Below are 26788 nucleotides of genomic sequence, written 5' to 3'. Positions count from 1 at the left end.
GCCGGAAGCCGGCAGGCTGGTGATCCTCTTACTCGGCTTTTCCTGTATGTCCCGCCTCCAGGGCGGCAAGCCGCTCCAGCACTTCGGCGCGCGAGAAATGCTCTCCGATGAACACGATGGCGTCGCGCGCGCTCTCGGCCGGAGATAGAGGCATGAAATCCGTCTCCCTGTACGCGAATTGAAAATGGTACCGGCTGGCGGTGTCGGCGAACGTGACGATTCCTTTCGCCCGATAAACGTTGTCGGGCAGCGACAGAAGCATGCTTTCGAAATCCATGCTGTCGTAGGGCCGCTGCGGATAATAAGTCACTGCCATCAGATGCTCATGGGCATGCTCGCGGCCGTGCTCCTTCCTGGCGTCGGATGCATCCCCTGTGCCTCCATGCGCCCTCGTGGCGACCTCCTCCGGCTTCAGGGCAGCTCCGGGATCAGCCGACAGCACGCTCTCGATCCATTCCGCATCTGCCCCGCCATGCCGGACGGTGACGAGCGTAGCATGGAAATTGAGCTCCCCGATCCGCTGCTGAACCTCGACCAGCTCCTCGGGATGAAGCAGATCGGCTTTGTTCAGCACCAGCTTTGTCGCGCAGCGGATCCCGTCCTCCATCAGCTTCATCGTGCGCCGGCTCCCCTTGAGGCGAAGCATGCCCGGACCATCGACGACGGTCACGACAGCGGACAGGTAGAGAGCTTCATGCAAGGCGGCGTCCATTACGCCTTCCACCAGCTCCAGCGGATTCGCCGCTCCGGTAGCTTCGATGAGAATGATATCAGGCCGCTCCTTCCTCGCCAGCAGCACCAGCTCTCCGGCCAGATCGCCCTTCATCGTGCAGCAGATGCAGCCGTTCAGCATTTCCTTGAGCGGAACGCCGGAATCGAATCTCGCTCCCTCCAGATGAAGGTCTCCCAGCTCGTTCAGAACGACGGCCGGCTTGATGCCGGCTTCCCGGCAGCCGTCCAGCAGGCGTGTCAGCAAGCTCGTCTTGCCGCTGCCCAGAAATCCGGCCAGAACGACGACCGGTACAGGAGTGACTTGTTCTTCCATTCGCTTCCCCATCCTCTTCCGCTAATCGTCTTTGAACCTATCCAGTATACCGGATTCCGTTCCGAAGGCACAAAAAAACGTCCGGCCGGATCGAATCGATCCAGCCGGACGTCCCCGCTTCGCGGGCGGCTCAGTGAGGCTTGGCGATGACCAGGATTTTCCCTTGGTCGAGAACTTCCTCGTAACGTTCGGCTTCCATTTCGGTCAAGCCTACCGACTCCAGCTTGGAGCGCAGCGCGTCGCCGCGGGAGCGGAACATATTCGCCATCGAGTCGAATACGCCTTCCTCCTGCATCCCGATGCTGTTCGCATCGGAATTTTCGGCCAGGCGGTCCGTCTGGTCTTTATCATGGGCAAGCACATAAATCTCGTCCTTGTCATATCCGCGGCGGTTAAGCTCGCGTACTGCCGACATAGCGTCCATTCCGCTCTCTACAACTTGAATGCTTGGTTTCATGTGTCTATCCCTCCAATGGTATGGTTGTCGGTTCGGCCCCGCCGTGGCAGGGCGTTCAAGCTTACAGGTTTGTACCCCTGCCCCGATGCACATGAAACATTCCGCTTGGCGCCGCCAAGGAGGCCATTCGGACTCCTTTCAGATTAAAATGCCTGCGGAAAAACTCAGAAAAAGGATATCATTGGAATTTTCTCATCTTGGTTTCAAAGATTTTCTGGCCGTTTACTTATACCGTATAAAGAATTCGAACGAGACAACGGAGGTAACACAGATGAATGTGAACAACGAATGCATGGCAATGCTCCTCGCGGGAGGAGAAGGAAAACGGCTGGCGCCGCTGACGAACCGGCTGGCGAAGCCGGCTGTTCATTTTGGCGGCCGCTACCGCATCATCGATTTCCCGTTGAGCAATTGCGTTAACTCCGGAATCGGCAGCGTGGGCATCCTCGCTCAATACATGAAGCAATCCATCAGCGGCCACGTCGGCGATGGCTCCGCTTGGGACAACACCGACATCACGATCCTCAATTCCGAGGATCAGAAGACCGGCTACAAGGGAACGGCAGACGCCATTTTCCAGCACATCGATTTCATCGATTCCCATCAACCGGAGCATCTGCTCGTCATCTCCGGCGACCATATCTACCAAATGGACTATAAGGAAATGCTCAGCTTCCATAAAGCCCGCGGCGCGGCCGCCACGATCGCCGTCAAGGAGGTTCCTTGGGCGGAGGCTTCCCGCTTCGGACTCATGAATACGGATGACCGGCTGAACATTACGTCCTTTGAAGAAAAGCCGGCCAAGCCTCAGAGCAACCTGGCTTCGATGGGCGTTTATATTTTCCGGTGGGCCGATCTGCGCGAAGCGCTCATTCTGGATGCCATGCGCGCCGATTCTTCCCATGATTTCGGCAAGGACATCATCCCTTCCCTCCTGGCCTCGGAGGAAAAAATCATCGCCTTCCCATTCAAAGGCTACTGGAAAGATGTCGGTACGCCGGGCAGCCTGTGGGAAGCCCATATGGATCTGCTTCAAGGCACGATCGACCTCAATCGTCCCGAGTGGCCGATGTATACCCCTTCCCTTTCGGTCAGCCCAGCCATCTACGTGGAAGGCAAAGGGGAAGTGAGCAATTCCATCGTCCAGCGGGGCTGCCGGATTCAAGGAGATGTGGAAGGGTCCATCCTCTTCCACAGCGTCCAGATCGGAGAGGGCAGCACGGTGACGGACAGCATCATCATGCCGGGAGCGAGAATCGGCCGCAATGTGAGCATCCACCGCGCTATCATCGGCGAAGGCGCTTATGTCGCGGACGGTTCCTCCATCGAGAGCAGCGATGACAACCTGACCGTCATCGGCGCCGGCGAATTCCGCTACAGCCGCTCCCCGCTCCGCAGAACCCGCCCGTCGGCTATGCTGGGAGACGTCCGGACTGGTTCTTGATTTTCAACCCCTACGAAAAAGACGAAAAAGTCTGCCTTTACGGGCAGACTTTTTGTCGTCGGCGTCAAAATATATCCATGCTGAGGTATCTCTCTCCGCTATCGGGGGCCATGCACAGAATTCGCTTCCCCTTGCCGATCCGGCGCGCCTCCTGAACCGCCGCCCAGACGGAGGCTCCACCCGATGGACCGAGCAGGATGCCTTCCTTGGCTGCAAGCTCCCTGCATGCGGTGATGGCCGCATCGTCCCCGACCTGCACGATGTCGTCGTAGACATCTGTATTCAGGATCGGAGGCACGAAGCCTGGACTCGTACCGACCAGCTTATGGGGTCCGGGCTGGCCTCCAGAGAGGACGGGAGATCCTTGCGGCTCCACGACAAGAATGCGCAATTCCGGCAGCAGCCTGCGAAGCTCTTCTCCCGTTCCGGTAATCGTCCCTCCGGTGCCGCTGGAGGCGACGAACACATCCATACGGCCTTCCATCTGCTCCATGATCTCCAGCGCCGTCGTCCCCCGATGGGCATCCGGATTCGCGGGATTCTCGAATTGAAGCGGAATGTAACTGCCTTCGATTCCTTGCGCCAGCTCCTTCGCCTTGGAGATCGCTCCCGGCATCCTCTCCGCCGCCGGCGTCAGCACGACCTCGGCTCCGTAAGCGCGCAGAATGCCGATCCTTTCCTTGCTCATATTGTCCGGCATGACGAGAATGGACTTGTATCCTCTTGCCGCCGCATTCATGGCGATGCCGATGCCGGTGTTGCCGCTGGTCGGCTCGATGATCGTTCCCCCCGGCTTCAGGAGACCGTCCCTCTCCGCTTGCAGCACCATATTGGCGGCGGCCCGGTCCTTCACGCTTCCGCTCGGATTGAACTTTTCCAGCTTCACGTACACCTCGGCGTCCTCGGGACCGACAAGCCGATTCAGCCTGACTGCCGGGGTATCTCCGATCAGCTCGGTGACGGAATTCACGATTCTGGGAGGCATTGGCATCTTCCTTTTGTTCAGATTCAAGTGGATTTATTATGAATGGTACAGGAATGGCCACGGATTCTCAAACGCCGGTCAAACCCTACGGACAACGGTGGTCATCTAGCAATCAACCCAACAAAAACGGGACCCCGAAGGGTCCCGCAATTTTTGCCGCATCATGCTTGGTGGCCGGGCACTTACATCATGCCGCCCATGCCGCCCATTCCGCCCATGTCAGGCATGGCCGGTTTGTCTTTTTCCGGTTTGTCGACGACAACCGCTTCAGTCGTCAGAACGACAGCCGCAACGGAAGCGGCGTTCTGCAGCGCGGAACGCGTTACCTTCGTCGGGTCGACAATTCCGGCTTCGAACATGTTCACCCAGTCGCCGGTAGCGGCGTTGTAGCCGATGCCGATGGCTTCTTTTTTCAGACGCTCGACGATGACGGAGCCTTCGACGCCTGCGTTGGTCGCGATCGTGCGGACCGGCTCTTCCAGAGCGCGCAGGATGATGTTGACGCCGGTTTTCTCTTCGCCCGTCACGTCCAGAGCTGCAACAGCTCCGTATACGTTCACGAGTGCCGTGCCGCCGCCGGATACGATGCCTTCTTCCACTGCTGCACGCGTGGAGTTCAGGGCGTCCTCAATGCGGAGCTTGCGCTCTTTGAGTTCCGTTTCGGTCGCTGCGCCGACTTTGATGACAGCAACGCCGCCGGACAGCTTGGCCAGGCGCTCTTGCAGCTTCTCGCGGTCGAAGTCGGAAGTCGTTTCTTCCAGCTGCGTGCGGATCTGCTTCACGCGCACATCGATGTCGGTTTTGTCGCCGGCGCCGTCAACGATGATCGTGTTTTCTTTGGTTACGCGGATTTGGCGAGCGGAACCGAGCTGCTCGACCGTCGTGGACTTGAGGTCCAGACCGAGCTCTTCGGTGATTACTTGGCCGCCCGTCAGAGCGGCGATATCGCCCAGCATCGCCTTGCGGCGGTCGCCGAAGCCAGGAGCTTTGACGGCTACGCAAGTGAAGGTGCCGCGCAGGCGGTTGACGATCAGCGTAGCTTGAGCTTCGCCTTCAACGTCTTCAGCGATGATCAGCAGCTGTTTGCCGGATTGAACGACTTTCTCCAGTACAGGCAGGATCTCCTGGATGTTGGAGATTTTTTTGTCGGTGATCAGGATGTACGGGCTGTCGAGGACAGCTTCCATCTTGTCCGTATCCGTGATCATGTATGGAGATACGTAGCCGCGGTCGAACTGCATGCCTTCAACCACTTCGAGCTCCGTGTAGAAGCCTTTGGATTCTTCAACCGTGATGACGCCGTCGTTGCCGACTTTTTCCATCGCTTCAGCGATCAGCTGGCCGACTTCGTCGTCGCCGGAGGAGATGGCCGCAACCTGTGCGATGGAATGCTTGCCTTCGATCGGCTTAGAGATGTTCTTCAGCTCTTCCACAGCGGCGCGGACAGCTTTCTCGATGCCTTTGCGAAGAACGATCGGGTTCGCGCCGGCCGTTACGTTCTTGAGGCCTTCGCGGATGATCGCTTGAGCCAGAACCGTAGCGGTCGTCGTGCCGTCGCCGGCAACGTCGTTCGTTTTCGTTGCGACTTCTTTGACCAGCTGGGCGCCGGCATTTTCGAACGGGTCTTCCAGTTCGATTTCTTTGGCGATGGATACGCCGTCATTCGTGATCAGCGGGCTTCCGAATTTCTTCTCGAGCACCACATTGCGGCCTTTAGGACCGAGCGTTACTTTTACTGCATTTGCAAGAGCGTCGACTCCGCGCAGCATGCCGCGGCGTGCGTCTTCGCTGAACTTGATTTCTTTTGCCATCGTCCATTACCTCCCGGTATATAGTTGTGGATGGAATGCGTTAAGTATGAAAATCCGATGTATAGCGAAGCTTCGCTGCAAAACCTTGAAGGTCTTAGCCGAAGATCGCGTGGATGTCGCTTTCTTTCATAATCAAATACTCTTTGCCCTCGTATTTGATCTCCGTTCCTGCATATTTGGAGAAGAGCACGCGGTCGCCGACTTTCACTTCCAGCTCGACGCGCACGCCGTCCTTCAGCGCTCCGCTTCCTACAGCAACGATTTTGCCTTCTTGCGGCTTTTCTTTCGCCGTGTCCGGCAGCACGATACCGCTGGCGGTAGTCTCTTCTTTAGCGATCGGTTCTACCAATACGCGTTCACCCAAAGGTCTGATCATGAAAAAATAGCCTCCTTAATTAGAATTTGTCGTTTTTTGTTAGCACTCGTAAGCCCTTAGTGCTAATAACATGTTTTATGATACTCAACTTGGGACCGGATTTCAAGTGGGAGGCATCGATTTTATGTGAAGTTTACCTCCCTTTTCACGCAAACAAATAGCCGCCGGCTGGGCCGACGGCTAACAGAGGGGAATGAACGTCATTTGTTGGAGGAATCTTCGAGAGCTTCAAGCTTCTCCGTGACGAGATGAAGCGCCGCTCCGGAGGTGTAAATGAAGACGCTGCCGATAAGGAATCCGATGCCGACCATCAGGGTCATATTCGTGTCGCTGAAGTGAGTGATGTCCCACAGGCAAGCCACAACGCCGATCAACAAGCAGGTCCAAGCCATTATATTCATGAATTGGAAGAGACGATCGACCGCGGTTTTGCTTTGCTCGATTGGCTTGACAGAAATCATCTTGGCCATGAATGTCACATCCCGTTCAAAGTTGTAAGTGGTTTCATATCTATACTATACCACATTCCGCCTAAATATGTTCAAATATTTTTCACTTTTTGATCAAATATTGGACATCGATTCGTCTCATATGGCATGAAAGGCGCATTCATCAGGCTTGACTAGCTCGAAGTCAATCCTTATCCCCTCTTTATCTTGTCCGATTCTTGTCCGAATGATGACGTTTCGGAAAGCGGGCAACAAAAAAAGCCTGCCGCATGGGCAGGCTTGATGCAGGCTTTCTATTTGCTTGCAGCGACAGCGTATTCCTGTTCGAACCGCGCGTCCTTCTCCTGCTGGCGCTTGTAGATCCGGGCGCACATCAGGATGCTCAGCTCGTAGAGCAGGATGAGCGGAATCGCCACCAGCGTATCGGAGACGACATCGGGCGGAGTGACCGTGACGCCGATGAACACCATGATGAAGTAGGCGACTCTCCTCATCTTCCGCAGACCGCCCGGCGTCAGAATCCGGATCGCGGTCAGGAACATGAGCAGGAGCGGCAGCTCGAACAGAAGCGAGATCGGCACGATGATGTTCACCATGAACGTCAGATACTGCACGATGCCGTACGTTTCTTCGAGTCCGAGGCTTCGGGCGACCTTGGAGGTGAAGTGGAATGCCATCGGGAACACGACGTAATAGGAGAACGCCAAGCCGAGCAGCAGCATGAACAGCGCATAGGGAACGTACCGGAGCGCGGCACGCTGCTCATGCACGCGAAGAGCCGGCTTGACAAAGGACCAGAGCTGGAAAAAAGCGACCGGTACCGCAGGAACGAGCGCGATGATGAAAGCGAACTTCATGTAGATTCCGATGCCGTCCCAGAGGGAGAAGGTATGGAAGCCTCCGATCTCCTTGGCCTGTTCCGTGGACGTCAAGTAGTTGTACATCGGTTCGGCGAAAAAGAGGCCCAGCATCAATCCCGCTATGAGCACCAGCAAAATCACGAAGATCCGCTTGCGCAGCTCTCCCAGATGGTCCATGAGGGACATCAGGCCTTCTTCCCGCAGCCGCGAGCGCTGCCCTGCCTTATTCCCCGTGGGGCTGGCCATACGTGATCCTCCTTACATGTACATGTTGAATCATGCCGGCTGTCCGCCGGTTATTCCGGAAGACGCTTCGAATCCGCGCGGACAGGCTCGCTGCCGGATACTTCTCCGTCCACTTCGATGCGTGACGCGGCGTCGCGGCGCGCAGGCTGCTGCTGGTTGTCGTCTTCCATCAGATCGCGGGCGCCGGCCTTGAACTCCTTCAGCGTGCGGCCGAAAGCGCGGCCGAGCTCCGGGAGCTTGTTGGGTCCGAACAGCAGCAGGGCGATAACGGCGAGCAGCAGGAAGCCTGTAGCTCCAATTCCACTAAACATGATGAATGATTCCTCCTCTGGATTTCGCGAGAATCTCGCTGGATGTCTGGCGTCTCCAGTCATCCTTCCTTCCAGGAGCCATCACGCCTGAAGGGAAGGATGCTGAAGACGGTCGGGATTGCGCGCCGCGGAAGCTTCAGCAGCCGTAAAGCCCGCCGTAGCCCATCGCGGCAATATCTTCCTTGACGATCTTCTCCCCGGCCAATATCCGGGGAAGCAGCACATCGAATGATGTATAGGGGTCGTGCATGACGCAGCCCGGAAGGCCCAGCACAGGCGTATCTCCAAGATAGCCGATGAGCAGCATCGATCCCGGCAGCATCGGCGTTCCGTAGCTGACGATGTCGGTGCCGGCCGAGCTAATGGCGCCCGGCGTGCGGTCGTCGGGGTCGACGGACATGCCGCCTGTAAGCAGTATCATATCATACTCTTTATTTTTGTACTCAAGGATTTTCCTTGCGATGGCGTCCTTGTCATCCGGCAGGATCGACTGCTCGGCGACCGCCGAGCCGAGCGCCTCGAGCTTCGCCCGAACGGCAGGTCCGAACCGGTCCTGAATCCGTCCGCTGTGCACTTCTCCGCCCGTCGTGATCAATCCGGCCCGCATCGGACGAAGCGGCTTCACCTCAATCGGAGCCCTGCCGGTAGCGGAACGATATTCGGCGGCGAGGCTTTCCACGGCCTCGATCCTGCTTTGGGACACGACGAGCGGAATGACGCGCGTCGCCGCGAGCTGCCCGCCCGCTTCGACAAGGCGGTTGCCTCGGATGGTGGCGAGGGCGATTTCACCGAGCGCATTGACGGCGTTCACATAATCGGAATCGATCTTGGCGAGTCCCTGCACCAAGGACTTGACCGCCACCTTCCCCTCATGCGGCTCGCCGATCCGCGTCCCTTCTCCCTGAAGAGCCCTGGCCATCCTCAGCGCCGCATCGTCCTCGTGCAGCTCGTCCTCGGCCAGCTCCATGACATAGATATGGGCTTTGCCGATATCCAGCAAGGCCGGTATATCCTCCGCTTCAATGACATGGCCTTTCTTGAACAGCCTGCCCTTGAAGCTTCCGGGAACGATCCGCGTCAGATCATGGGCCAGCCGAAGGCCGAGAGCCTGCTCGACAGGCACTTCGCGCAGCTTGGTCCTCATGGTCATCCTTCATGCTCCCCTTCCCGGCCCGATACGATGCCGAGAGCATGAGGCAGCTGGTCGATGACCGCCATCAGGCATTCATGGACGCCTTTGGGGTTGCCCGGCAGATTGATGACCAGCGTCCGGCCCCGGATGCCGCTGACGCCTCGAGACAGCATCGCCCTGCGGGTACGCGACATCGTGCTGCTGCGCATCACTTCCGATAGGCCGGGAACCAGCCTCTCGACGACCTTGAGCGTCGCCTCCGGCGTCACATCCCGCGGTCCGAGCCCCGTGCCGCCGGTCGTAAGCACCAGGTCGGCCTGATAATAATCCGTCATTTCGATCATGGCCGCCATGATTTCGTCCTGCTCGTCGGGCACGATCCGGTAATCCACGATATCCCCGTGCAGCTCCTCCTCGACCAGCTCGCGGATGACCTGCGCGCTCGTATCCTCCCGCTCTCCCCTGAAGCCCTTGTCGCTTGCTGTGAGAACCGCTACCTTCCAACGCATCTGACGTTCCTCCCGTCCCCTGTCGCCGTTCTTATCCTCGCATGAAATCCCCGTTTTTGCCGCCTGACTTGGATACAAGCTCGGTCGGACCGATCGCCATATCCTTCTGCATCGCCTTGCACATGTCGTACACGGTGAGCGCAGCGGCGGATACCGCCGTCAGAGCTTCCATCTCCACACCGGTCACGCCCTTGGTCTTCACTGTCGCTTCGATGAAGAGCTTGTCCCTGCCATTGTCCGAGAAGGCGATGTCGATGCCCGTGAGCGGGAGCGGATGGCACATCGGAATCCATGAAGACGTGTTCTTGGCGGCCATGATTCCGGCCACCTGAGCCACGGCCAGCACATCTCCCTTGGCGATGCCGCCGGACTTGATCCTGGCGAGCGTATCCTCCGCCATCTGCACGGTAGTCCGCGCCGCAGCCGTTCTTGACGTCGTCTCCTTGCCCGTCACGTCCACCATCCGGGCCCGTCCCTGTCCATTGAAATGGCTCAGGCTGTCCGCCCTGCCTCCATCCCCGCCAGCCGGCAGCCTGTCATCTGCAGTCGTCATCCGTTTCCCCAGCTCCCTTCAACTGCCCGATATCCGCCGTCAAGCGAACCATTGAATGCCCTCTTCCGTAATGAGGCCGTCCAGCCTGGCGTCATGCGGCTCCATCGGTACGGCATCGACGATCTGAAAAGCGAATCCGATGCCGATCCACGGAGGAGGCTCTCTCCCGGCCGACCGGGCTGCATGCTCGAGCTTGATTCGGTAGCGGTCGTAATAACCGCCGCCGTAACCGAGCCGCCCCCCCTTGCCGTCGAAGCCGGATCCCGGCACCAGCACCGCATCCGGCAGAAACCCTTCCGGCAGCGCCGGCGCGGCGGCCGGGTCGGGCTCCATGATTCCATAGGCTCCGGGCTTCAGCTCCTCCCAGGAAGCAAGGCGATGCAGCGTCATCGACCGATCCGGCCGCGAGACGCGGGGAACGAGGACATCGATTCCGGCTCGCCAAGCCCATTCGATCAGCGGAGACAGGTCCAGCTCGGAGCGGAAAGCCGCATAGGCCGCCAAGCTCGTGCAGCTGCGTTCCTGCAGCCATTCCGCCGCCCGCAAGCATGCAGCCGCCGATGCGGCGCTTCTTGCTTCGGGTGAGGCGGAATCCCGGATGTGGAGAAGCCGTGCCCTTGCCGATGATTTGTCGTCTGTGTTAGTGCCCATCGTTCGAAGTAACCCCTCGCAGGCTCTTGGTCATAATTGTCTATAGTTTACCACTGAGACCTTTGTTTCGCCAATAAGGGTCGATTATGGCAATCAATTGCGTTATTCTTAATAGAAGAAGAACGATTGAAAGGAACTAGGGTTCTATGCTGCTGCAAGTAAACGATCTGACCAAAAGCTACGGCATCACAACCATACTCACCCGGATCTCCCTGCAGATCCAGGAGCGCGAGCGCATCGGACTTGTCGGGGTGAACGGCGCCGGCAAGTCGACGCTGCTCCAGATTCTGGCCGGCGTCCAATCGGCCGACAGCGGCGTCATTCACCGCGCCAAGGAAACCCGCATCGGCTATCTCGCCCAGAACAGCGGCCTGCAGTCGGGCAAGAGCATCGGCGAGGAGATGCGCCTGGTTTTCGCCCATCTCGTGGAAGCCGAACAGGAGCTGCGCAGGCTCGAGCATGAAATCGCCGATCCTTCCCTTCACGGGGATGAAAAAAAATACAACGACACCCTCGAGCGCTACGCCCGCAGATCCGACTGGTACCGGGACCAGGGCGGCTTCGAGATGGAGACCCGCATCAAAAGCGTGCTCCATGGCATGGGTTTCGGGGACACGGATCCCGCTACTCCGGTCTCGACGCTGAGCGGAGGACAGAAAACCCGTCTCGCGCTTGCCCGGATCCTGCTTCAGGCCCCCGACCTGCTGCTGCTGGACGAGCCGACCAACCATCTGGACATCGCGACTCTGACCTGGCTGGAGGATTATTTGCGCAGCTATTCGGGCGCCATTCTCATCGTCTCCCATGACCGCTACTTCCTGGATGCTACGGTCGGCACGATCATCGAGATCGAGCGGCACCAAGCCCGCCGTTATGCGGGCAATTACTCCCGCTATGTCGATCTCAAGGCGGCGGAATACGAATCGGCCATGAAGCAGTACGAGAAGCAGCAGGACGAGATCGCCCGCATGGAAGAATTCGTCCGCCGCAACATCGTGCGGGCATCCACGACCAAGCGCGCGCAGAGCCGCCGCAAGGCGCTTGACCGGATGGAGAGGATCGACCGCCCCGCGGGCGATCTCAAGCGGGCCAGCTTCCGCTTCGAGATCGAGCGCGCGACAGGCCGCGACGTGCTGGAGGCGCTGGATCTGTCCGTCGGCTTCGGCGACAGCGTCGAGCCGGTCTTCCGCGACGTCACGCTGCGCCTCGAGCGCGGGGAGACCGTCGCCCTCGTCGGCCCGAACGGCATCGGCAAGTCCACCCTGCTCAAGGCGCTGATAGGCAAGCAGGAGGTGCTCTCCGGCACGGTCCGTTGGGGCACCCATGTGAAGCTCGGCTACTACGATCAGGAGCAGACGGAGCTGAGCGGGACCAATACCGTCCTTGAAGAGGTATGGAGCGCCTTTCCCGGCGTGGAGGAAGCCAGGATCCGGACGATCCTCGGCAACTTCCTGTTCAGCGGCGACGATGTCAAGAAGCGGGTCGGCGCCCTCAGCGGCGGCGAGAAAGCCCGCGTCGCGCTCGCCAAGCTGATGCTTCAGCAAGCGAATGTCCTTATATTGGACGAGCCGACCAACCATTTGGATCTATTCAGCAAGGAAGTGCTGGAATCGGCGCTGCTCGACTATGAGGGCACGCTCCTGTTCATCTCCCATGACCGGTATTTCCTGAACAAAATCGCGGAACGCATGGTGGAGATGAGCCCGTCCGGTACGGTCGACTACCTCGGGAATTACGACGACATGATGGAGAAAAAGAAGGAGATCGCGGAGCTCCTGCTTGAAGCTCGCGAGGCCGCGCGCCCCGCAGCCGGCGCCTCTGCCGAAGGCGGCTCGACGGCTCCGGCCGGCAGCGCCTCCTCTTACGAGGCCGACAAGCAAGCTCGCCGCGACGAGCGGGCGAGGCAGCGCCGGATCGAGCAGCTTGAAGCCGACATCGCCTCGCTGGAGGCCGAATCCGAACGCCACGAGGAACAGCTGGCGGATCCTGGAGTTTATCAGGACTACATCCGCCTTCAGGAAGTTCAATCCAGTCTGGACGCCGTCCGGATCCGCCTGCAGGCCGCATACGAGGAGTGGGAAGGACTTCTTGCCTGAGCGAAAGCCAGGCGGCGATATGCCGGTTCCTTCCGCTCTGATCAGCAAAAGAACCTTTCCGCCTCGGAGCCGAAGGGTTCTTTTGCACTGGAATTTGCAGCAGGCACAGAAAACAGTTTCAGTCCAGCCCTTGCAATCTGCTCATTTCAGGCGTATAATAAGTCCTATTGATTAACCCGCCTATTCCCCTTCTTTAGGAATCGACCATAACCCCCGATTCCGCCGTTTCTTGTTTCCCTTTTGATGAGACTGGCCTTAAAGAAATTCTGATTCACGCTGGCGCGGTCATTGGAGCCGCAAGGACGGAAGAGAGGTAGGGCTTCCGTTGTTTTGGAATGCGCAGTACGTAGAGAGCAGGACCAAACAAGCAGTTGCAGATGGAAAAGAAGCAGGAATGCAGTCGTTCTTCCGGGCCAAGCGCCGATCACCCGGTTGAATGGGTCAATCATAGACACGGACGCAGCAAGCTCCGTACATCAGGAACCGGCATGCCGGTAAGCCGCATGAGGCGCACGCAATTTAAATAGAAGGCCCTCCGCCTGAGCCCGCAAGGGGCCGGGAAGAGGGCCTTCGTCCATTTCCGGCTGCCGCTTCCAGTTATGCACAGCGTTATCCACAACCCTGAATAAGTTGTCAGGCAATTCTGTTTTGAAATTCAATTCAGACTCCGCTTTGGACATGGATCTCCAGATCGGCATCCATCGAAGAACGAAGCCCCAACGAAATTATCCTCACTATCCACATTGTCCACAAGGCAGCATTGAAAAAAATATCCCCATTTTCTGCACAGCGTTGTTCCAGCAGGCCGCAGCGCAATTGTCCACAAAATAAAGTTGGGCAGCAGCATCTTTCAGCGGCCGGAAGGCAGGCCGCCGCCTATCCTGCCTTCCCCATTTCTAGCCGCTTCTGGCCGCGCATCGTTCCGAAGCTAATTCACGCCCGCTTGCCTTTTCGCCGCTCCGCTCCGGCTCATCACGGCTGCATTGCATGCCGAGACGTAAGCCTGCGCCGCAGCCAGGACGATGTCGTCATGAACCGCCGTGCCGCGATAACGCTCTCCGTCCATCAGGACCGACACGACGGCTTCTCCATGGGCATCCTCTCCTGTAGAGAGGGAATGCAGCTCCAGGTCCTCCAGCTCCGAGGCGGCGGGAATGCCTTGGCGGATGCAGGCGATGACAGCTTCGAGAGGGCCGTTTCCGGCCGACGTATACGTATGCTCGCGTCCATCCTGCTCCCTCAGCGTGACCGTCGCCATGCGCGTGCGCTGGCTGCCTGCCAGCACCTGCAGATCGACAAGCACATAGGGATCCGGCTGGGTTTCGGTCTGCTCCCCGGCGATCCGGATCAGCTGCTCGTCGGTGACGATTTTCTGGGCGTCGGCCTTGGCCTTGAACGCTTCGTACACCTGCTCCAGCTGCCCGCTGTCCAGCTCGATGCCGAACTCCGCGAGCCGATGCTTGATCGCATGCCGTCCGGAATGCTTGCCGAGCACGATCATGCTGCGCGGAATGCCCATCGTCTCGGGGTCCATGATTTCATAGGTGTTCCGGTTTTTGAGCAGGCCGTCCTGGTGGATGCCCGACTCATGCTGGAAGGCGTTGCGGCCGACGATTGGCTTGTTGAACGCGATCGGAAAATGCATCATCCGGCTGACGACGCGTGAAGTCTCGAAAATTTCCGCGCGGTTGATGTTGGTGCCGACTCCAATGACCGGACCCCTCGTGTCCAAAATCATCGCCAGCTCCTCGACGGAGCAGTTGCCGGCCCGCTCGCCGATTCCGTTCACGGTCACCTCCACCTGGGAAGCGCCCGCCCGGATCGCCGCCAGGCTGTTCGCTGCGGCGAGGCCGAGGTCGTCATGGCAATGGGCGCTGTAGCGGACGCCTTCTCCGCCCCTTGCTCCCTGCCGTACGACGGTGAACATCTTGGTGATTTCTTCGGGAAGCGCGTATCCGAGCGTATCCGGCAGATTGATGATGGTGGCGCCGGACTCGATCGCCGCTTCGACCAGCTCGGTCAGAAAAGCCAGGTCCGTGCGGGTCGCATCCATCGCCGAAAATTCGATCTCCTCGACGAATTGCTTGCCGTACGCCAGCACCTCCCGGGTCCGCGCGACGACCTGCTCCCTCGTCATCCGCAGCTGATGCTGCAGGTGGATGTCCGAGGAGCTGATGAAGATATGCAGACGGCGCCTTGCGGCATCGGCGGTCGCCTTGACGGCCGCATCGATGTCGCCGCGCACCGCGCGCGCGAAGCCTGCGATCTCCACCTGCTGCAGCTCCCTCGAGATCTGCTGGACGGCCGCGAATTCGCCGAGACTGGATACCGGGAAGCCCGGCTCGATGATATCGACGCCAAGCTTCGCCAGCTGCCGGGCGATGATGATCTTCTTCTCCGGGGCGATCGCGGCACCCGGCGATTGCTCCCCGTCTCTCAGCGTCGTGTCGAATATGTGGATCGTTCTGTTTCCGGCTGCGTTCATCATTTGGAATCCCTCCGAGTTTGGTTTGGTTGAACGAAAAAAAGCCCGCCGTCCCTCGCGGAAGACAAAACCTTAACGTTCTGTCTTCCGCAAGAGACGACGGGCTGAAAAATCGGCCACGCCGCGGTACCACTCTTGTTGTCCGTCCTTGCCGAGGCAGCCTGATCAGGCGCGGCGGCAGGAGCGGACCCGCTCATGCTCGCCCGCGCGCCGGGCTTCATGACGAAGCGCAGCCGCAGGCGGCTTCCCGATGACGGGGGACAGCCGTAACCGGGTACCGGCTCGGCCGCAGCGGCCTTGCCCTCCCCGATTCCGCTCCCAGGCGAGTTCGGATCGGCCCTTCGGCTGCGTCGCACCTTGCCGCAGCTCTCTGAAGGTTCCGGACCGGTCCTACTGCTCCTGATCCTAGCGTTTGGATATGAAGTGAAGTTGTCGATCAGCTGTACCCTGCCAGATGGATGCAAAAAAAGCCTGCCGCCTCTATGCAAGAGACGACAGGCTATGCCCGCGCGGTACCACTCTCGTTGACGCCGCCATGAACGGCGTCCCCTTGATTGCGATTGAGCGCCGTCCGGACGGCGCTCAATCGCAAAGCCGATGACGGGGCCAGCCGTAATGCCCTGCGGCCGCGTCGCAAGCTCCTCCGCCTCGAGGGCGTCCGGCTTGCGAACGTTGCGTTTCCGTTCAGGCATTCCGCTCCCAGGAGAGCTTCGGAAGTCCTTCGGCTGCGTCGCACCTACCCGCAGCTCTCTGCCGGCATCCCTCTCGGGCATGCCCTTCCAGGACGTTCCTACTGTTCCTGTTCACAGCGTTTACACTCTATGGCTGCTCAGCAGCAGCATCCAACTGTTGAAATTGAGTATATCGACGGCGGCGCCAGCTGTCAAGCCTGGGATCGGAACATGGGCAGCATCGTTCTTTTCGCGGCTTTGATAGATGCCCGGGAAATCATTTGGATCCGCTCGATTTCCGGCATCGGCATGGCATCCCCATGCCCGATCCGCCGCCGGAAGAGCATGGCGTCCCTCCTGTCCGGGGTGACCGGGCAGGGAGGCTATGGTAGAATAGGACCCACACCGGAAATGGATGCAACATGTTCCAGTCTTTTGCCGTCATAGACTCCGTTGAGCAATACCGCAATGATCAAGAGGTGATTCCAGCATGAACCAAGACACGCCGGCCGTCTATTCGCGAATGGAAGCGGCCGTTCCCCGACGCACTGCCCGCAGGTCCCCCGTTCCGTTCCTAATCGCCTGGCTCCTCATCACGGCTGCAGGCATAGCCGGAGCCTGGTTCTATACGCAGCACTTGCAGCAGCAGATGTCCATGCAGATCCAGCAGCAGACCGACATGCAGATCGCCGAGCTCCAAGCCAGGTACGACGAGAAGCTGGACAAGCTGGAATCGGGCTACCAGACCGAGCTCGCCGCCTTGAACAGCAAGGTGCAGAGCCTCAATGAGCTGCTCGCCTTCACCCGCGACAACGCCAGCGACAAGACCGACAACAGCAACAAGCTGTTCACCCAGCTGAGCGAAGTCCAAAAACGGCTCGACGAGCTGAAGAAAAACCTGGATGTGCTGAAATAATGCGGGGCATCGACGTGCGCGTCGTCAATCGGCGCATGCTGCTCATGACCGCCCCTTTCCTTGGCGCGCTTCTGCTCCTGCTTCTGCATCAGCCTGAGGTGAGGCTTCCCGGCTCGACGGCCTCCGTTCCCGCAGCGCCCAAGGATACGTCCGGACAAGTCCAGGCCATCGGGACCGGCTTCGAGCAGGCCAAGACCAGCGCCGTCCACACGGCCGGCTCCATCCAGAAAGCCGCTGCGCTGTACAGCCAGACCAGCCAGAGGATGAACGCCATTGCGGGCATGGCTCGTTCCCAGAGCGGCCGTCCGCTCGCCGTCTATGACCGCCGCATCAGCATTCCGCTCGGAAGTCCTTCGGAGACGGTCCAGACGGACAAGCTTACCGCACAGCTGTATTTCATCAAAGCCCAGAACTTCAACGGCTACGCGCTCAAAGTGAGGCTCAAGCAGGAGGGAGCGATGAAGCTGGCGATCGGCGGAGACAAGCCGGGCCGGGCGGAAACGACGCTCGCAGCCGTCAAGCGCTACAATGCCGTCGCCGGCATCAATGCCGGCGGATTCGCCGACGACGGCTCCGGCCGCCGGTACCCGCTGAGCACAACCGTCATGGAAGGCAAATACATCGGCGGATTCGAGCCGTCCTACAAGGATCTGTTCTTCGTCGGCCTGAACAAGGAGCGCAAGCTGATCGGCGGAAAGTATTCGAGCCGCGAACAGCTGGACCGGGAAAACCCCGACTTCGGCGTCTCGTTCGTCCCGGTCCTGATGAAAGGCGGCATCGCCCAGCCGATTCCGCTGAAGTGGCAGCTGAGCCCGCTGCGGGCGCCCCGAACCGTCGTCGCCAACTACAAGGACGACCAGCTCCTGTTCATCGTCGTGGACGGCTACAACGAAACCGGCAGCTCCGGGGCGACGCTCGGCGAGATGCAGATCCTGCTTTCCCGGTTCAAGGCCGTGGACGGCTACAATCTGGACGGCGGCGGCTCCTCGACGCTCGTATTCAACGGCCGCATCGTCAACCATCCGTCGGACAAGAAGCTTCGTCCGCTTGCGACGAATTTCCTTTTCTTCTCTTGAACCGCCAAGGGGCGGCCGGCCAAGTCATTCCACCGGCTTGGGTTGCTGCCCCTTTTATCCGGAAAGCAAAGAGGCTGGCGCCTTCATGGCGCCAGCCTCTTTGCTTGAAAGAAAGTTATTCGGCCGCCATCGCGGACCTGGCCTCGCGGACGGACCACTCCTCGAGCGACAGGCCGGGATCGGCCTTCAGGTCGAAGCCGGTGAACTGGCTCCGCGTCCACTTCAGATGGGCGGCGGCGCCGATCATCGCGGCGTTGTCCGTGCACAGCGAATGCGGAGGAATGAGCAGCGGCAGCCCCTCCGCCGCGCACAGCTCTTCAAGCCGGCTGCGCAGGCCGCGGTTGGCGGCGACGCCGCCGCACAAGAGCAGCTGCCGCGCGCCGAACTCCTTGGCGGCACGGATCGCCTTCACCGTCAGCACTTCGATGACGGATTCCTGGAAGCCGCGCGCAAGCGCAGGCACGTCGAGCTCCAGCCCTTTCATCCTGGACTGGTTGATGGCTGACAGCACGGCGGACTTCAAGCCGCTGAAGCTGAAATCGTAGGAGCCCGGCTCCAGCCAGGAGCGCGGCAGCTCGGCTGCATGCTCCGCCGCCGCTGCCTGCCGGTCGATATGGGGACCGCCCGGATAAGGGAACTTCAACGCCCGGGCGACCTTGTCGTAAGCCTCGCCGACCGCGTCGTCCCGCGTGCGGCCGACAATGCGGAAGACGCCCTCCTCCTCCAGCATCACGAGCTCGGTATGGCCGCCGGATACGACAAGCGCCAGGCATGGATATTGGATCTCGTGCACGAGCGCATTGGCGTAGATATGTCCGGCGATATGGTGGGTGCCGATCAGCGGCACGTCGAGCGCCATCGCCAGGCTCATTCCGGACACGATGCCGACGAGCAGCGCGCCGACAAGTCCCGGGCCCTGGGTGACGGCAATGGCGGACAGATCCTTCGCCTCGATGCCGGCTTCGGAGATCGCCTGCTCGATGATCAGCGTGATGACTTCGACATGCTTGCGGGAGGCGACCTCCGGCACGACGCCGCCGAACTGGCGATGCGTCTCGATCTGGCTGGAGACGATGTTGGAGAGGATCTCGCGTCCGCCGCGGATGACCGCTGCGGACGTCTCGTCGCAGCTGGTCTCGATGGCTAGAATAAGTTCGTTTTCCCTGTTCCGCTGTGCGCTCATTGGGCTTGTCCCTCCGCTTGCGGCTGCCCAAGCTCCGCCCACATGATCAGGGCGTCCTCGTTGTTGTCGGAATAATAGCCCGGACGGATGCCGGACGGTTCGAAGCCGAATTTGCGGTACAGCGACTGCGCCACCTCGTTGGTTACGCGGACCTCCAGCGTCATCCGGACGGCTCCGAAAAAGACCGCGAGCTTCTTCAGCTCGGACAGCAGCCGCGCCCCCAGCTTGCGTCCCCGAAACTCCCGGCTCACCGCGATGTTGGTCACATGGGCCTCGTCCATGATCAGCCACATGCCGCCGTAACCGATGATTTCACCATGCAGCGTCATGACCATGTACCGCGCGAAATGGTTATGGGTAAGCTCGTTCACGAAAGCATCGGAGGTCCACGGAGAAGTGAACGCTTCATGCTCGATGGCGATGATGGACGGGATGTCGTCGAGCTTCATCGACCGGAACACCAGGTCATCCTCGCCGGATGCAGCGTGAAGCTGCATGACGTCGTAATCCGCCATCGTTTTACGCCTCCCCGGGTTTCTCCAATAATTTAGCTTCCGCTTCAGCCAATTGCGTGTAGTTTGGAACAAATGCGTGCGCGTCATCTGCTTCACCTCCGGCTAACCGCCTGCTTCCCAGCCAGGCTGCGCTGCGGCCTTCCATGACATGAGGCTGCCTTGCGACGGCAGGAGCTCCGCCGGGCAAGCCCGCAAGGAGGGACTCCAGCATCGAGATGGATTCCTCATGCTTTTCCAGGTCTCCCGTAAAGACAATCCGCTCCGGTCTCCCGCCGGCATCCGTATCCTCCAGCCGTTCATAGAGCCTGCGCGCCCAATCCGATGCGAGCCGGATGGCGTCCGTTTCCAGACGCAGCCACCCATCCCTATCGGAAGCGGCAAACAGAGCCGTATAGGCTTGTCCTCTCCGGGCGTCGATCAGGGGAACGGTCCATGCCGATTCAACCGCATCTGCGCTCTCCTGCACTGCGCTGTGCCGATTCCTGTCCGCAGCCGGCTCAGCAGCGCCGCGCCGCGCTCTCTCGGTGCCCGCTTGCACGCTGGACTCCGCGGGCTCCGCCGAACCGGCGACAGCTGACATCGCCCCATCCGCCGCATCGCCATGGCTGGCAGCAGCCTCCGAGCGTCGGCCGGCATGCTCGCGCCATGCCCCGACGGCCATCGCCTCCAGCGTCGACACGCCGACGATCGGCAGCTTCCAGGCCCAGGCCAGCGTCTTCGCGACGGATGCCGCGATGCGGACGCCCGTATAGGAGCCCGGGCCGATGCCCGCAGCGATGCCGTCCAGCTGCCCGGGGGAGATGCCGGCATCGGCGAGCAGCTTCTGCACGGCCGGCACGACATGCGCCGAATGGTTGCGCTCGGCCGGCGACTGGACGCTGGCGAGCACTTCGCCGCCCCGCATCAAGGCGGCGGCAAGCACCGCCGTCGACGTGTCCAGCGCCAGGACGAGCAGCTCTTCCCTCGGCTTGGCCTGCTGCAAGCCCGTCTCCGCTGCGCCTTCAACATGCGGAAGGCTCTCCGCGCCGGCCTCTGCGGCCGGATCATGCTCCTTCATTGCCCTGCTCCTCCCTCTCGGCGATTAGCCTGCACCATTCCGCATAAGGGAGTCCGCGGCCTTCCAGCCGTATCCGCCGATCGCTGCCTCCCAGATGCTCGATGTACAGCTCCAGCCTGGATTCCGGAAGCAGCTCCGGAATCAGGCTCGCCCACTCCACGAGGGAGACGCCGCTTCCGTAGAAATACTCGTCCAATCCGAGCTCGTCGGCCTCTTCCTGCGACAGCCGATAGACATCCATATGGTACAGCGGCATCGTTCCGCTGGCATACTCTTTTATAATCGTAAAGGTCGGGCTGTTAACCACGCCCTGCACCCCGATCGCGGCGGCGAACGCCTGCGAGAACCGGGTTTTGCCCGCGCCAAGATCGCCATCCAGCGCGATCACCGTTCCGGGAGCGGCCCATGCGGCCAGCATTTCCGCGAGCCGGACCGTGTCCGACTCCTCCCGCGCGCGCCAACTGGCTGTTGCTGCGGCCTCTGTCATCTGTGTATCCCACCTTGCTTATGTTCCGCTTTCATCCGCTTCCGGAATCTTGTTCTCATTATATCGGCCCCCTTCTTCTGCCGCAACCGCGGCCGGGCGGGCCCGCACGGACATCCCACCGCCATGGCGGACAGCAGCATGCCGTCCTTCGCGCCCGAGCCGTCGATGCTTGAGCCTGCATGACGGCTGCGCGCAGAAAAAAACTCCGCAGGCAGTGTCTGCCTTGCGGAGCATGCGTCCTGCCGCCGAGCGCGCTAATGTATGTCGCGCTTCTTGAAGCGGCCGCCCTTGACGTCGTGGATATTGCCGACGGCCAGGAAGGCGCCGGGGTCCATGTCGGTCACGATCGACTTGAGCTTGGCTTCCTCGAGGCGCGTCACGACGACGAACAGCACTTTCTTGTCGCCGCCGGTGAAGCCGCCTTCGCCGTTGAGATAAGTGACGCCGCGGCCCAGACGGCTCATGATGGCTTCGCCGATCTCGCGGTACTCGTCGCTGATGATCCAGACGGCCTTGGATTCGTCGAAGCCCTCGATGACGATGTCGATCATCTTGTAGGCGATATAGTAGGCGATGAGCGAGTACATCGCCCGGTCCCATGAGAACACGAAGCCCGCGCTCGACAGGATGAACAGATTCGCGAACATGACGATCTCGCCGACCGAGAAAGGCAGCTTCTTGGAGAGGAGGATCGCGACGATCTCCGTCCCGTCGAGCGAGCCGCCGAAGCGGATGACGAGGCCGACCCCGACTCCGAGCACCATGCCTCCGAAGATCGAGGCGAGGAACTCGTCGATCGTGAGCGGATCGACTTCATGCAGCAGGTAAGTCGTCAGCGACATGACGGCTACTCCGTACAGAGTCGACAGCGCGAAGGTCTTGCCGATCTGCTTATACCCCAGGAAGAGGAACGGAAGGTTGAGGAGGAAGAGGAACAGTCCGAGAGGAACGTCCGTCAAATAAGAAAGCATGATGGAAATGCCGGTGATGCCTCCGTCGATGATGTTGTTCGGCACCAGGAAAATCTCCAGGCCTACCCCCATCAGGACGGCTCCGACGGTGATGAACAAGACCCGCTTGAACACTTCAAAGAATGGCAGCTTGAGATGCTGCCCCTGCGCTGTTACCATGCCCCCACACCCTTTCAATCTGTCTTGCTTATGACCTTTATACTAATTATAAAGTATTTTCGCTCTAAATTAAAGGAAAAGGGTGGATTTAGCTAATTTTTAACGTATTTCCCCACAAAAAGACTCGTTATCTCCGGTTATCGATGGTTATCTTTCTTTATCTTGATTTTAACCCTGACATGAACGTCTAAGGCTTGTATCCCCATCTATCTATATGTATTTTCGCCCCTTCCCGTTATTCCGATCATTTGGTATCGTTGGGAATGCCGGACATTTCCGGCGAAAGGGGAAACAGCCATGTCAGCAGACCGTCACAAGCCGTCATCACCGCCATCGGCTCGCGACCAGCACGAGGTCGACCTCGCGAGGGGAACCTGGTCCCGCAAGCCGGCTACGCAAGTGCAGCCGAACCGCAAAAAAGAACAGCGCCGCTCCTGGTGCCGCAAAGGCAACGGGAACGACGCTGTTTTTTTGTGTCCGCAAACTCATCGCGGACCTCAGTTTTCTCTGTGCGGCTGTCCTTCATGAAGCTGGTCGACCGATACGGTCTGCGTGTTCTGAGGGGTCGTGCCGACCTGCACGGTCGCCATGCCGTTCGCCTCGTCCACATTCTCGATCCAGACCGAGTGCCCGCCCAAGTGGACGGCCACCATATCCTTGGAGCCGTAGATTTCCATCGCTCTTTTTACATCCACCGCGAATTCCCTCCTATTCTCCGTCCTCTGCTTCTTCCTTCAGCATCATCGTATCCGTCGTCGATTCTCCGATATGGCCGTTGTGGATCGTGACCTGACCGCCACCAAGACCTTCGCCCACCATCCGGTCGATATCCATCTCGTAATCGACCCTGCCGCCATGGTCGGCCGTCCGGCCGACGCCGGCATCCGTCATCGTGCGCGCTCCGCCTTCCTCCAGCGAGCCGTCCAGCTCCGTGCTCATTTCGGCAGCCAGATCCGGAAGGCTCTTCTCGTCGCGGCTGCTGGCCAGCATATGGCGGCTGTCCAGCCTGCGCTCGAGATGGCGGCGTATTTCCTGCTCGTCCATTCGCCTCACGCCTCCTTCCCGGGGCTGTCGTCAGCCTTAATGAGAAATATGCCCGCAGCAGCCGGGCTTCATGCATGGGAACCCCCTCCGGATGGGCACACTGGTAGGAAATAATAATGCCGGAGCTCCGGCTGCAAGGAGGCGCGACAGCTATGCATACCGTATGGAAGGGCGCGATCAGCTTCGGACTGGTGCATGTGCCCGTCAAGATGTTCTCCGCCACAGAGGACAAGGACATCTCGCTGCGCATGCTGCATTCCGTCTGCGGCAGTCCCATCGCTTATGTGAAGGAATGCCCCGTATGCGACAGGCGGATCGAAACGAATGAAATCGTCAAAGGTTACGAATACGAGAAGGGCCGCTTTGTCACCTTTGAAAAGGAAGAGTTGGACCAGCTCGGCGGAGAGAAGTCCAAAACGATTCAGATCATCGATTTTGTCGCCCTGGAGGAGATCGATCCGATCTATTTCCAGAAAACCTATTACCTCTCGCCCGATCAGGCGGGGGGAGGAGCCTACTCGCTGCTGATGGAAGCGATGAAGGAATCCGGCAAGATCGGCATCGCCAAAATTTCCATCCGCTCCAAGTCAAGCCTCGCCGCGATCCGCGTGCTCGACGGCTGCCTCGCGATCGAGACGATCTTCTATCCCGATGAAATTCGGCCGATCCAGCAGGTTCCGAACCTGCCCGGAGCGGTAGCGCTGAATGACAAGGAGCTGTCGATGGCCAAGCTCCTCATCGATCAGTTGACGACGCCGTTCGAGCCCGAAAAATACACCGACGATTACCGGAGCGCCATGCATGATCTGATCCAAGGCAAGATCGCCGGCGAGGAAGTCCGCATCGCGCCGCAGCAGGAGCCCGCACATGTGCTGGATCTGATGGCCGCCCTGCAGGCAAGCCTGGAATCGGTGAAAGGTCCTGCCGCAGCCCCCGTGCTCGATACCGGTGCCGCGGACAAGCCCAAGAAGAAAGGCGCGAAAACGCCGGCAGCCGGCCTAGCGGACTCCGGAGAAGCCGACAAGCCCGCGAAGAAACCCGCCAAGCCGCGCGCCAAGAAAACCAAGGAATCCGGCGCTTCCTGATGCGCGCCGCGAAAGGCGGCCTCCCCCTTGGCCTGACGGCGCCGATGGCGCCCATAACGAGAGCCGATCTTCCGCAGGGAGAAGACTGGGGCTACCAGATCAAATGGGACGGCGTCAGGCTGCTGGCCGACATCGGCCCGGACGGCAAGGTTCTGCTGTATTCGCGCCAAGGATTGATCAAGAACAACATTTACCCCGAAGTTGTCGTCCTAATAGAGAAGGCCGCTCTCGGCCGCTGCATCCTGGACGGAGAGCTGATCGCCTGGACGGGCAGCAGGCCCAGCTTTCAGAGGGTGCTGCAGCGCGAGCGCATGCGCGGCAAACAGGGCGGAACCCGGCTGACGCCGCTCCGCAATCCGGAGGTGCCGGCAGCGGCAATGGCGATGGCCGGCGGCGATGGCGGCAAGCAGCTCGCCCCCGGCGGCCTGTCCGGCGATGGCGGCAGTCTGCTGCGGCCGCAGGCTTCGCAAGAGCAGCCGGTTTCCGGCAGCCTTGCCGATTATGCCGGTCTTCCGCAGCGTTCCCGACAGCAGCCCGACTTAGGCAGCGAGGCCGATTCCGCACATCAGGCGCAGCCTCACGCCGGACTCGCCTACGTGCTGTTCGATGTGCTGGCGGCGGGAGACCGCGATCTCAGAGGCCTGCCCTACCTGCAAAGGCATGAAGTTCTCCATCGCATCTCTCCGGGGCTGCCGGACGGCATGCTGGTCACGGAGCTATACCGCGACGGAGAAGCACTGTGGCATTGGGTCGCGGAAGCCGGCTGGGAAGGCGTCGTCAGCAAACGCCTGAATTCTCTTTATAAGGAAGGCAAGCAGCACAAGGACTGGTTCAAGAAAAAAACCGCCCTGCTGCTCGATGTCGACATCGTCGGACTGAAGATTCGGGATGGAATGGCCGCAAGCCTCGTCATGAGCGCCGACGGGCTGTATTTCGGCAGCGTATCGCTTGGACTGACCGGCGAGATGCGCGCGCTCCTGACGAGCCAGCTTGTGCCGGAAGGCGCATTCGCCGGCGGCTCCCTGCAGGCCGGAGCTGCCCTCCCCTTCGCCGCTCTGCCTGATGACCTGAAAAAGGAACGGGTCGTCTGGCTTCATAATCCCTTTCCTTGCACAGTGACCGGGCTGGAGATCACCGAGGCCGGACAGCTTCGCCATCCCAAGATCGCCGGATTCGGCCGCCGGAGAGGAGAGTAGAAGTCATGCCAGCATCCAAGGGCTATCGCAGCGAAAAGGGAAGCATCACGCTTGACGGCCACCAGCTGACGATTACGAACCCGTCCAAGCCGCTGTGGCCGGAGATGGGCATCACCAAGCTCATGTATTTGGAGAAGCTGGTTCAGCTCTCTCCCTTCCTGATCTCGCATTGCCGCGACCGTCATTTGACGACGATCCGTTATCCGCACGGCATCCATGACAAGTCCTTTTACCAGAAAAATTGCCCCGAGCCGCGCCCCGAGTTCGTCCGGACCCGGTCCGACGGCAGCATCGATTATGTCGTTCTCGACTCGCTGCCGACCTTGATCTGGCTCGGGAATCTGGCTTGTCTGGAATTCCACGCTTCCTTCGACCTGGCGGACGACCCTCAGCATCCGACCGAATGGGTCATCGATCTCGATCCTTCCGTGGAAGAGGAGCCGAGAATCATGGAGGCGGCATGGTTGGTCGGCGAGCAGCTGAGGGGCCTTGGCATCGAATCGATCGCCAAGACGAGCGGCGCTACCGGCGTGCAGCTCATCGTGCCGCTGGCGGACCGGCTGAGCTTCGACGAGCTGCGCTCGATCGGGCTGTTCGTCGGGGGCTATATGACCCAGAAGCATCCCAAGCTGTTCACGGTGGAGCGGCTCAAGAAGAACCGCGGCGATCTGATCTATTTCGATTACCTGCAGCATTATCAAGGCAAGACGATTGCCGCTCCCTACACGCCGAGGGCCAGAGCCGGGGCGACCGTCTCCACTCCGCTGGAATGGGACGAGATCAGGCAGGGAGCGCAGCCGCGCGACTTTCACCTGCTCAATATCCACGATCGGCTCCAGCAGCGCGGAGATCTTCTGGCGCATGCTCCCAAGCAGGCGCTGCAGCCTATTTTGGATTTTTTGAAAAGCAGGACACCATAACCAAAATATGCTATAATGTGCTACATTATGTATCATTTAATGAAAACATACGAGGTGAACGGGCTTGAGTCTGGCTGTCGTCAAAGTGATCTGCTATA

At 60.0% G+C, this 26788-nt stretch carries 27 protein-coding genes; 7 read left to right on the top strand and 20 right to left on the bottom strand.

Annotated elements, in window-relative coordinates:
- Positions 1-28: 28 nt before the first annotated feature.
- Positions 29-1045 (bottom strand): CobW family GTP-binding protein, encoded by a 1017-nt coding sequence (locus tag CIC07_RS06545; RefSeq protein WP_076359465.1) that lies wholly within the window; start codon positions 1043-1045, stop codon positions 29-31.
- A 130-nt stretch (positions 1046-1175) separates the two neighbouring features.
- Complete coding sequence (locus CIC07_RS06540; protein ID WP_076359464.1) at positions 1176-1502, bottom strand: YflT domain-containing protein; 327 nt, start codon at positions 1500-1502, stop codon at positions 1176-1178.
- Positions 1503-1773: 271 nt separating this feature from the next.
- Between CIC07_RS06540 and CIC07_RS06535 the strand changes: the two genes are divergently transcribed.
- The gene (locus CIC07_RS06535) at positions 1774-2946 is read left to right on the top strand and encodes a glucose-1-phosphate adenylyltransferase (protein ID WP_076359463.1); all 1173 of its coding nucleotides are present in this window, start codon (positions 1774-1776) and stop codon (positions 2944-2946) included.
- A gap of 64 nt (positions 2947-3010) precedes the next feature.
- Here CIC07_RS06535 and cysK read toward each other — a convergent pair whose 3' ends face one another.
- The 10 genes from cysK to CIC07_RS06485 form a co-directional block, all read right to left on the bottom strand.
- Positions 3011-3931, bottom strand: coding sequence for a cysteine synthase A (cysK, locus tag CIC07_RS06530; RefSeq protein WP_076359462.1), 921 nt, complete (start codon positions 3929-3931; stop codon positions 3011-3013).
- Positions 3932-4113: 182 nt separating this feature from the next.
- Complete coding sequence (groL, locus tag CIC07_RS06525) at positions 4114-5742, bottom strand: chaperonin GroEL (protein WP_021878822.1); 1629 nt, start codon at positions 5740-5742, stop codon at positions 4114-4116.
- A gap of 94 nt (positions 5743-5836) precedes the next feature.
- A complete protein-coding gene (gene groES / locus CIC07_RS06520; protein ID WP_021878821.1) occupies positions 5837-6118 on the bottom strand; it encodes a co-chaperone GroES in 282 nt (93 codons plus the stop codon).
- Between the two features lie 200 nt (positions 6119-6318).
- Positions 6319-6588 carry a hypothetical protein gene (locus CIC07_RS06515; RefSeq protein ID WP_076359461.1) on the bottom strand — a complete coding sequence of 90 codons (270 nt, stop codon included), beginning with the start codon at positions 6586-6588 and terminating at the stop codon, positions 6319-6321.
- A 272-nt stretch (positions 6589-6860) separates the two neighbouring features.
- Positions 6861-7673 carry a twin-arginine translocase subunit TatC gene (gene tatC, locus CIC07_RS06510; RefSeq protein ID WP_175619219.1) on the bottom strand — a complete coding sequence of 271 codons (813 nt, stop codon included), beginning with the start codon at positions 7671-7673 and terminating at the stop codon, positions 6861-6863.
- A 50-nt stretch (positions 7674-7723) separates the two neighbouring features.
- Positions 7724-7984: a twin-arginine translocase TatA/TatE family subunit gene (locus tag CIC07_RS06505; protein ID WP_076359460.1), complete on the bottom strand. Its 261-nt coding sequence runs from the start codon at positions 7982-7984 to the stop codon at positions 7724-7726.
- A 136-nt stretch (positions 7985-8120) separates the two neighbouring features.
- A complete protein-coding gene (locus CIC07_RS06500) occupies positions 8121-9134 on the bottom strand; it encodes a molybdopterin-binding protein (RefSeq protein ID WP_076359459.1) in 1014 nt (337 codons plus the stop codon).
- Entirely contained in the window at positions 9131-9625 is a 495-nt protein-coding gene (locus CIC07_RS06495) for a MogA/MoaB family molybdenum cofactor biosynthesis protein (protein WP_076359458.1), read from the bottom strand. Before CIC07_RS06495 ends, CIC07_RS06500 begins: the two co-directional genes overlap by 4 nt.
- 31 nt (positions 9626-9656) lie before the next feature.
- A complete protein-coding gene (gene moaC, locus CIC07_RS06490) occupies positions 9657-10178 on the bottom strand; it encodes a cyclic pyranopterin monophosphate synthase MoaC (RefSeq protein WP_076359457.1) in 522 nt (173 codons plus the stop codon).
- A gap of 39 nt (positions 10179-10217) precedes the next feature.
- Entirely contained in the window at positions 10218-10829 is a 612-nt protein-coding gene (locus CIC07_RS06485; RefSeq protein WP_076359456.1) for a 5-formyltetrahydrofolate cyclo-ligase, read from the bottom strand.
- A 146-nt stretch (positions 10830-10975) separates the two neighbouring features.
- On the opposite strand from CIC07_RS06485, the gene CIC07_RS06480 reads away from it, so the two are divergent.
- On the top strand, positions 10976-12925 hold the full coding sequence (locus CIC07_RS06480) for an ABC-F family ATP-binding cassette domain-containing protein (protein ID WP_076359455.1): 1950 nt from the start codon (positions 10976-10978) through the stop codon (positions 12923-12925).
- 928 nt (positions 12926-13853) lie between these two features.
- Here CIC07_RS06480 and CIC07_RS06475 read toward each other — a convergent pair.
- The gene (locus CIC07_RS06475) at positions 13854-15410 is read right to left on the bottom strand and encodes a 2-isopropylmalate synthase (RefSeq protein ID WP_076359514.1); all 1557 of its coding nucleotides are present in this window, start codon (positions 15408-15410) and stop codon (positions 13854-13856) included.
- A 1161-nt stretch (positions 15411-16571) separates the two neighbouring features.
- Between CIC07_RS06475 and CIC07_RS06470 the strand changes: the two genes are divergently transcribed.
- Entirely contained in the window at positions 16572-16997 is a 426-nt protein-coding gene (locus CIC07_RS06470; RefSeq protein ID WP_076359453.1) for a hypothetical protein, read from the top strand.
- A complete protein-coding gene (locus tag CIC07_RS06465) occupies positions 16997-18073 on the top strand; it encodes a phosphodiester glycosidase family protein (RefSeq protein ID WP_076359452.1) in 1077 nt (358 codons plus the stop codon). The genes CIC07_RS06470 and CIC07_RS06465 overlap by 1 nt, the downstream gene beginning before the upstream one ends.
- 115 nt (positions 18074-18188) lie before the next feature.
- On the opposite strand, the gene tsaD is transcribed toward CIC07_RS06465, so the two are convergent.
- The 7 genes from tsaD to CIC07_RS25745 form a co-directional block, all read right to left on the bottom strand.
- On the bottom strand, positions 18189-19256 hold the full coding sequence (tsaD, locus tag CIC07_RS06460) for a tRNA (adenosine(37)-N6)-threonylcarbamoyltransferase complex transferase subunit TsaD (RefSeq protein ID WP_076359451.1): 1068 nt from the start codon (positions 19254-19256) through the stop codon (positions 18189-18191).
- Positions 19253-19771: a ribosomal protein S18-alanine N-acetyltransferase gene (gene rimI / locus CIC07_RS06455; protein WP_234993094.1), complete on the bottom strand. Its 519-nt coding sequence runs from the start codon at positions 19769-19771 to the stop codon at positions 19253-19255. Before rimI ends, tsaD begins: the two co-directional genes overlap by 4 nt.
- Before the next feature lie 4 nt (positions 19772-19775).
- Positions 19776-20828, bottom strand: coding sequence for a tRNA (adenosine(37)-N6)-threonylcarbamoyltransferase complex dimerization subunit type 1 TsaB (gene tsaB, locus CIC07_RS06450; protein ID WP_083688686.1), 1053 nt, complete (start codon positions 20826-20828; stop codon positions 19776-19778).
- Positions 20815-21315, bottom strand: coding sequence for a tRNA (adenosine(37)-N6)-threonylcarbamoyltransferase complex ATPase subunit type 1 TsaE (gene tsaE, locus CIC07_RS06445; protein WP_076359450.1), 501 nt, complete (start codon positions 21313-21315; stop codon positions 20815-20817). The genes tsaB and tsaE overlap by 14 nt, the downstream gene beginning before the upstream one ends.
- Positions 21316-21569: 254 nt before the next feature.
- The gene (locus CIC07_RS06440; RefSeq protein ID WP_076359449.1) at positions 21570-22445 is read right to left on the bottom strand and encodes a YitT family protein; all 876 of its coding nucleotides are present in this window, start codon (positions 22443-22445) and stop codon (positions 21570-21572) included.
- Between the two features lie 497 nt (positions 22446-22942).
- Positions 22943-23140, bottom strand: a complete 198-nt coding sequence (locus CIC07_RS06435; RefSeq protein ID WP_049869267.1) for an H-type small acid-soluble spore protein — start codon at positions 23138-23140, stop codon at positions 22943-22945.
- 13 nt (positions 23141-23153) lie between these two features.
- Positions 23154-23489 carry a hypothetical protein gene (locus CIC07_RS25745; protein ID WP_346775657.1) on the bottom strand — a complete coding sequence of 112 codons (336 nt, stop codon included), beginning with the start codon at positions 23487-23489 and terminating at the stop codon, positions 23154-23156.
- A 152-nt stretch (positions 23490-23641) separates the two neighbouring features.
- Between CIC07_RS25745 and ku the strand changes: the two genes are divergently transcribed.
- The 3 genes from ku to ligD are packed head-to-tail and all read left to right on the top strand — an operon-like array spanning position 23642 to position 26690.
- Positions 23642-24574, top strand: a complete 933-nt coding sequence (ku, locus tag CIC07_RS06425) for a non-homologous end joining protein Ku (RefSeq protein ID WP_076359511.1) — start codon at positions 23642-23644, stop codon at positions 24572-24574.
- A complete protein-coding gene (locus CIC07_RS06420; protein ID WP_076359448.1) occupies positions 24574-25770 on the top strand; it encodes an ATP-dependent DNA ligase in 1197 nt (398 codons plus the stop codon). The genes ku and CIC07_RS06420 overlap by 1 nt, the downstream gene beginning before the upstream one ends.
- Positions 25771-25775: 5 nt before the next feature.
- Positions 25776-26690: a non-homologous end-joining DNA ligase gene (ligD, locus tag CIC07_RS06415; RefSeq protein WP_076359447.1), complete on the top strand. Its 915-nt coding sequence runs from the start codon at positions 25776-25778 to the stop codon at positions 26688-26690.
- Positions 26691-26788 lie beyond the last annotated feature (98 nt).

It is taken from the genome of Paenibacillus sp. RUD330, from assembly GCF_002243345.2.
GTDB lineage: Bacteria > Bacillota > Bacilli > Paenibacillales > Paenibacillaceae > Paenibacillus_O.
This window is presented reverse-complemented; position numbering and strand designations above follow the sequence as displayed.

Coding starts and splice junctions, on each gene's coding strand:
- CIC07_RS06545 (WP_076359465.1), bottom strand. CDS start 1,045: ATGGAAGAACAAGTCACTCCTGTACCGGTCGTCGTTCTGGCCGGATTT.
- CIC07_RS06485 (WP_076359456.1), bottom strand. CDS start 10,829: ATGGGCACTAACACAGACGACAAATCATCGGCAAGGGCACGGCTTCTC.
- CIC07_RS06500 (WP_076359459.1), bottom strand. CDS start 9,134: ATGACCATGAGGACCAAGCTGCGCGAAGTGCCTGTCGAGCAGGCTCTC.
- CIC07_RS06515 (WP_076359461.1), bottom strand. CDS start 6,588: ATGGCCAAGATGATTTCTGTCAAGCCAATCGAGCAAAGCAAAACCGCG.
- tatC (WP_175619219.1), bottom strand. CDS start 7,673: ATGGCCAGCCCCACGGGGAATAAGGCAGGGCAGCGCTCGCGGCTGCGG.
- CIC07_RS06470 (WP_076359453.1), top strand. CDS start 16,572: ATGAACCAAGACACGCCGGCCGTCTATTCGCGAATGGAAGCGGCCGTT.
- groL (WP_021878822.1), bottom strand. CDS start 5,742: ATGGCAAAAGAAATCAAGTTCAGCGAAGACGCACGCCGCGGCATGCTG.
- CIC07_RS06475 (WP_076359514.1), bottom strand. CDS start 15,410: ATGAACGCAGCCGGAAACAGAACGATCCACATATTCGACACGACGCTG.
- rimI (WP_234993094.1), bottom strand. CDS start 19,771: ATGGCGGATTACGACGTCATGCAGCTTCACGCTGCATCCGGCGAGGAT.
- CIC07_RS06535 (WP_076359463.1), top strand. CDS start 1,774: ATGAATGTGAACAACGAATGCATGGCAATGCTCCTCGCGGGAGGAGAA.
- CIC07_RS25745 (WP_346775657.1), bottom strand. CDS start 23,489: ATGGACGAGCAGGAAATACGCCGCCATCTCGAGCGCAGGCTGGACAGC.
- moaC (WP_076359457.1), bottom strand. CDS start 10,178: ATGACGACTGCAGATGACAGGCTGCCGGCTGGCGGGGATGGAGGCAGG.
- tsaB (WP_083688686.1), bottom strand. CDS start 20,828: ATGAAGGAGCATGATCCGGCCGCAGAGGCCGGCGCGGAGAGCCTTCCG.
- CIC07_RS06540 (WP_076359464.1), bottom strand. CDS start 1,502: ATGAAACCAAGCATTCAAGTTGTAGAGAGCGGAATGGACGCTATGTCG.
- cysK (WP_076359462.1), bottom strand. CDS start 3,931: ATGCCTCCCAGAATCGTGAATTCCGTCACCGAGCTGATCGGAGATACC.
- CIC07_RS06480 (WP_076359455.1), top strand. CDS start 10,976: ATGCTGCTGCAAGTAAACGATCTGACCAAAAGCTACGGCATCACAACC.
- tsaE (WP_076359450.1), bottom strand. CDS start 21,315: ATGACAGAGGCCGCAGCAACAGCCAGTTGGCGCGCGCGGGAGGAGTCG.
- ku (WP_076359511.1), top strand. CDS start 23,642: ATGCATACCGTATGGAAGGGCGCGATCAGCTTCGGACTGGTGCATGTG.
- ligD (WP_076359447.1), top strand. CDS start 25,776: ATGCCAGCATCCAAGGGCTATCGCAGCGAAAAGGGAAGCATCACGCTT.
- CIC07_RS06465 (WP_076359452.1), top strand. CDS start 16,997: ATGCGGGGCATCGACGTGCGCGTCGTCAATCGGCGCATGCTGCTCATG.
- CIC07_RS06420 (WP_076359448.1), top strand. CDS start 24,574: ATGCGCGCCGCGAAAGGCGGCCTCCCCCTTGGCCTGACGGCGCCGATG.
- CIC07_RS06495 (WP_076359458.1), bottom strand. CDS start 9,625: ATGCGTTGGAAGGTAGCGGTTCTCACAGCAAGCGACAAGGGCTTCAGG.
- groES (WP_021878821.1), bottom strand. CDS start 6,118: ATGATCAGACCTTTGGGTGAACGCGTATTGGTAGAACCGATCGCTAAA.
- CIC07_RS06440 (WP_076359449.1), bottom strand. CDS start 22,445: ATGGTAACAGCGCAGGGGCAGCATCTCAAGCTGCCATTCTTTGAAGTG.
- tsaD (WP_076359451.1), bottom strand. CDS start 19,256: ATGAGCGCACAGCGGAACAGGGAAAACGAACTTATTCTAGCCATCGAG.
- CIC07_RS06505 (WP_076359460.1), bottom strand. CDS start 7,984: ATGTTTAGTGGAATTGGAGCTACAGGCTTCCTGCTGCTCGCCGTTATC.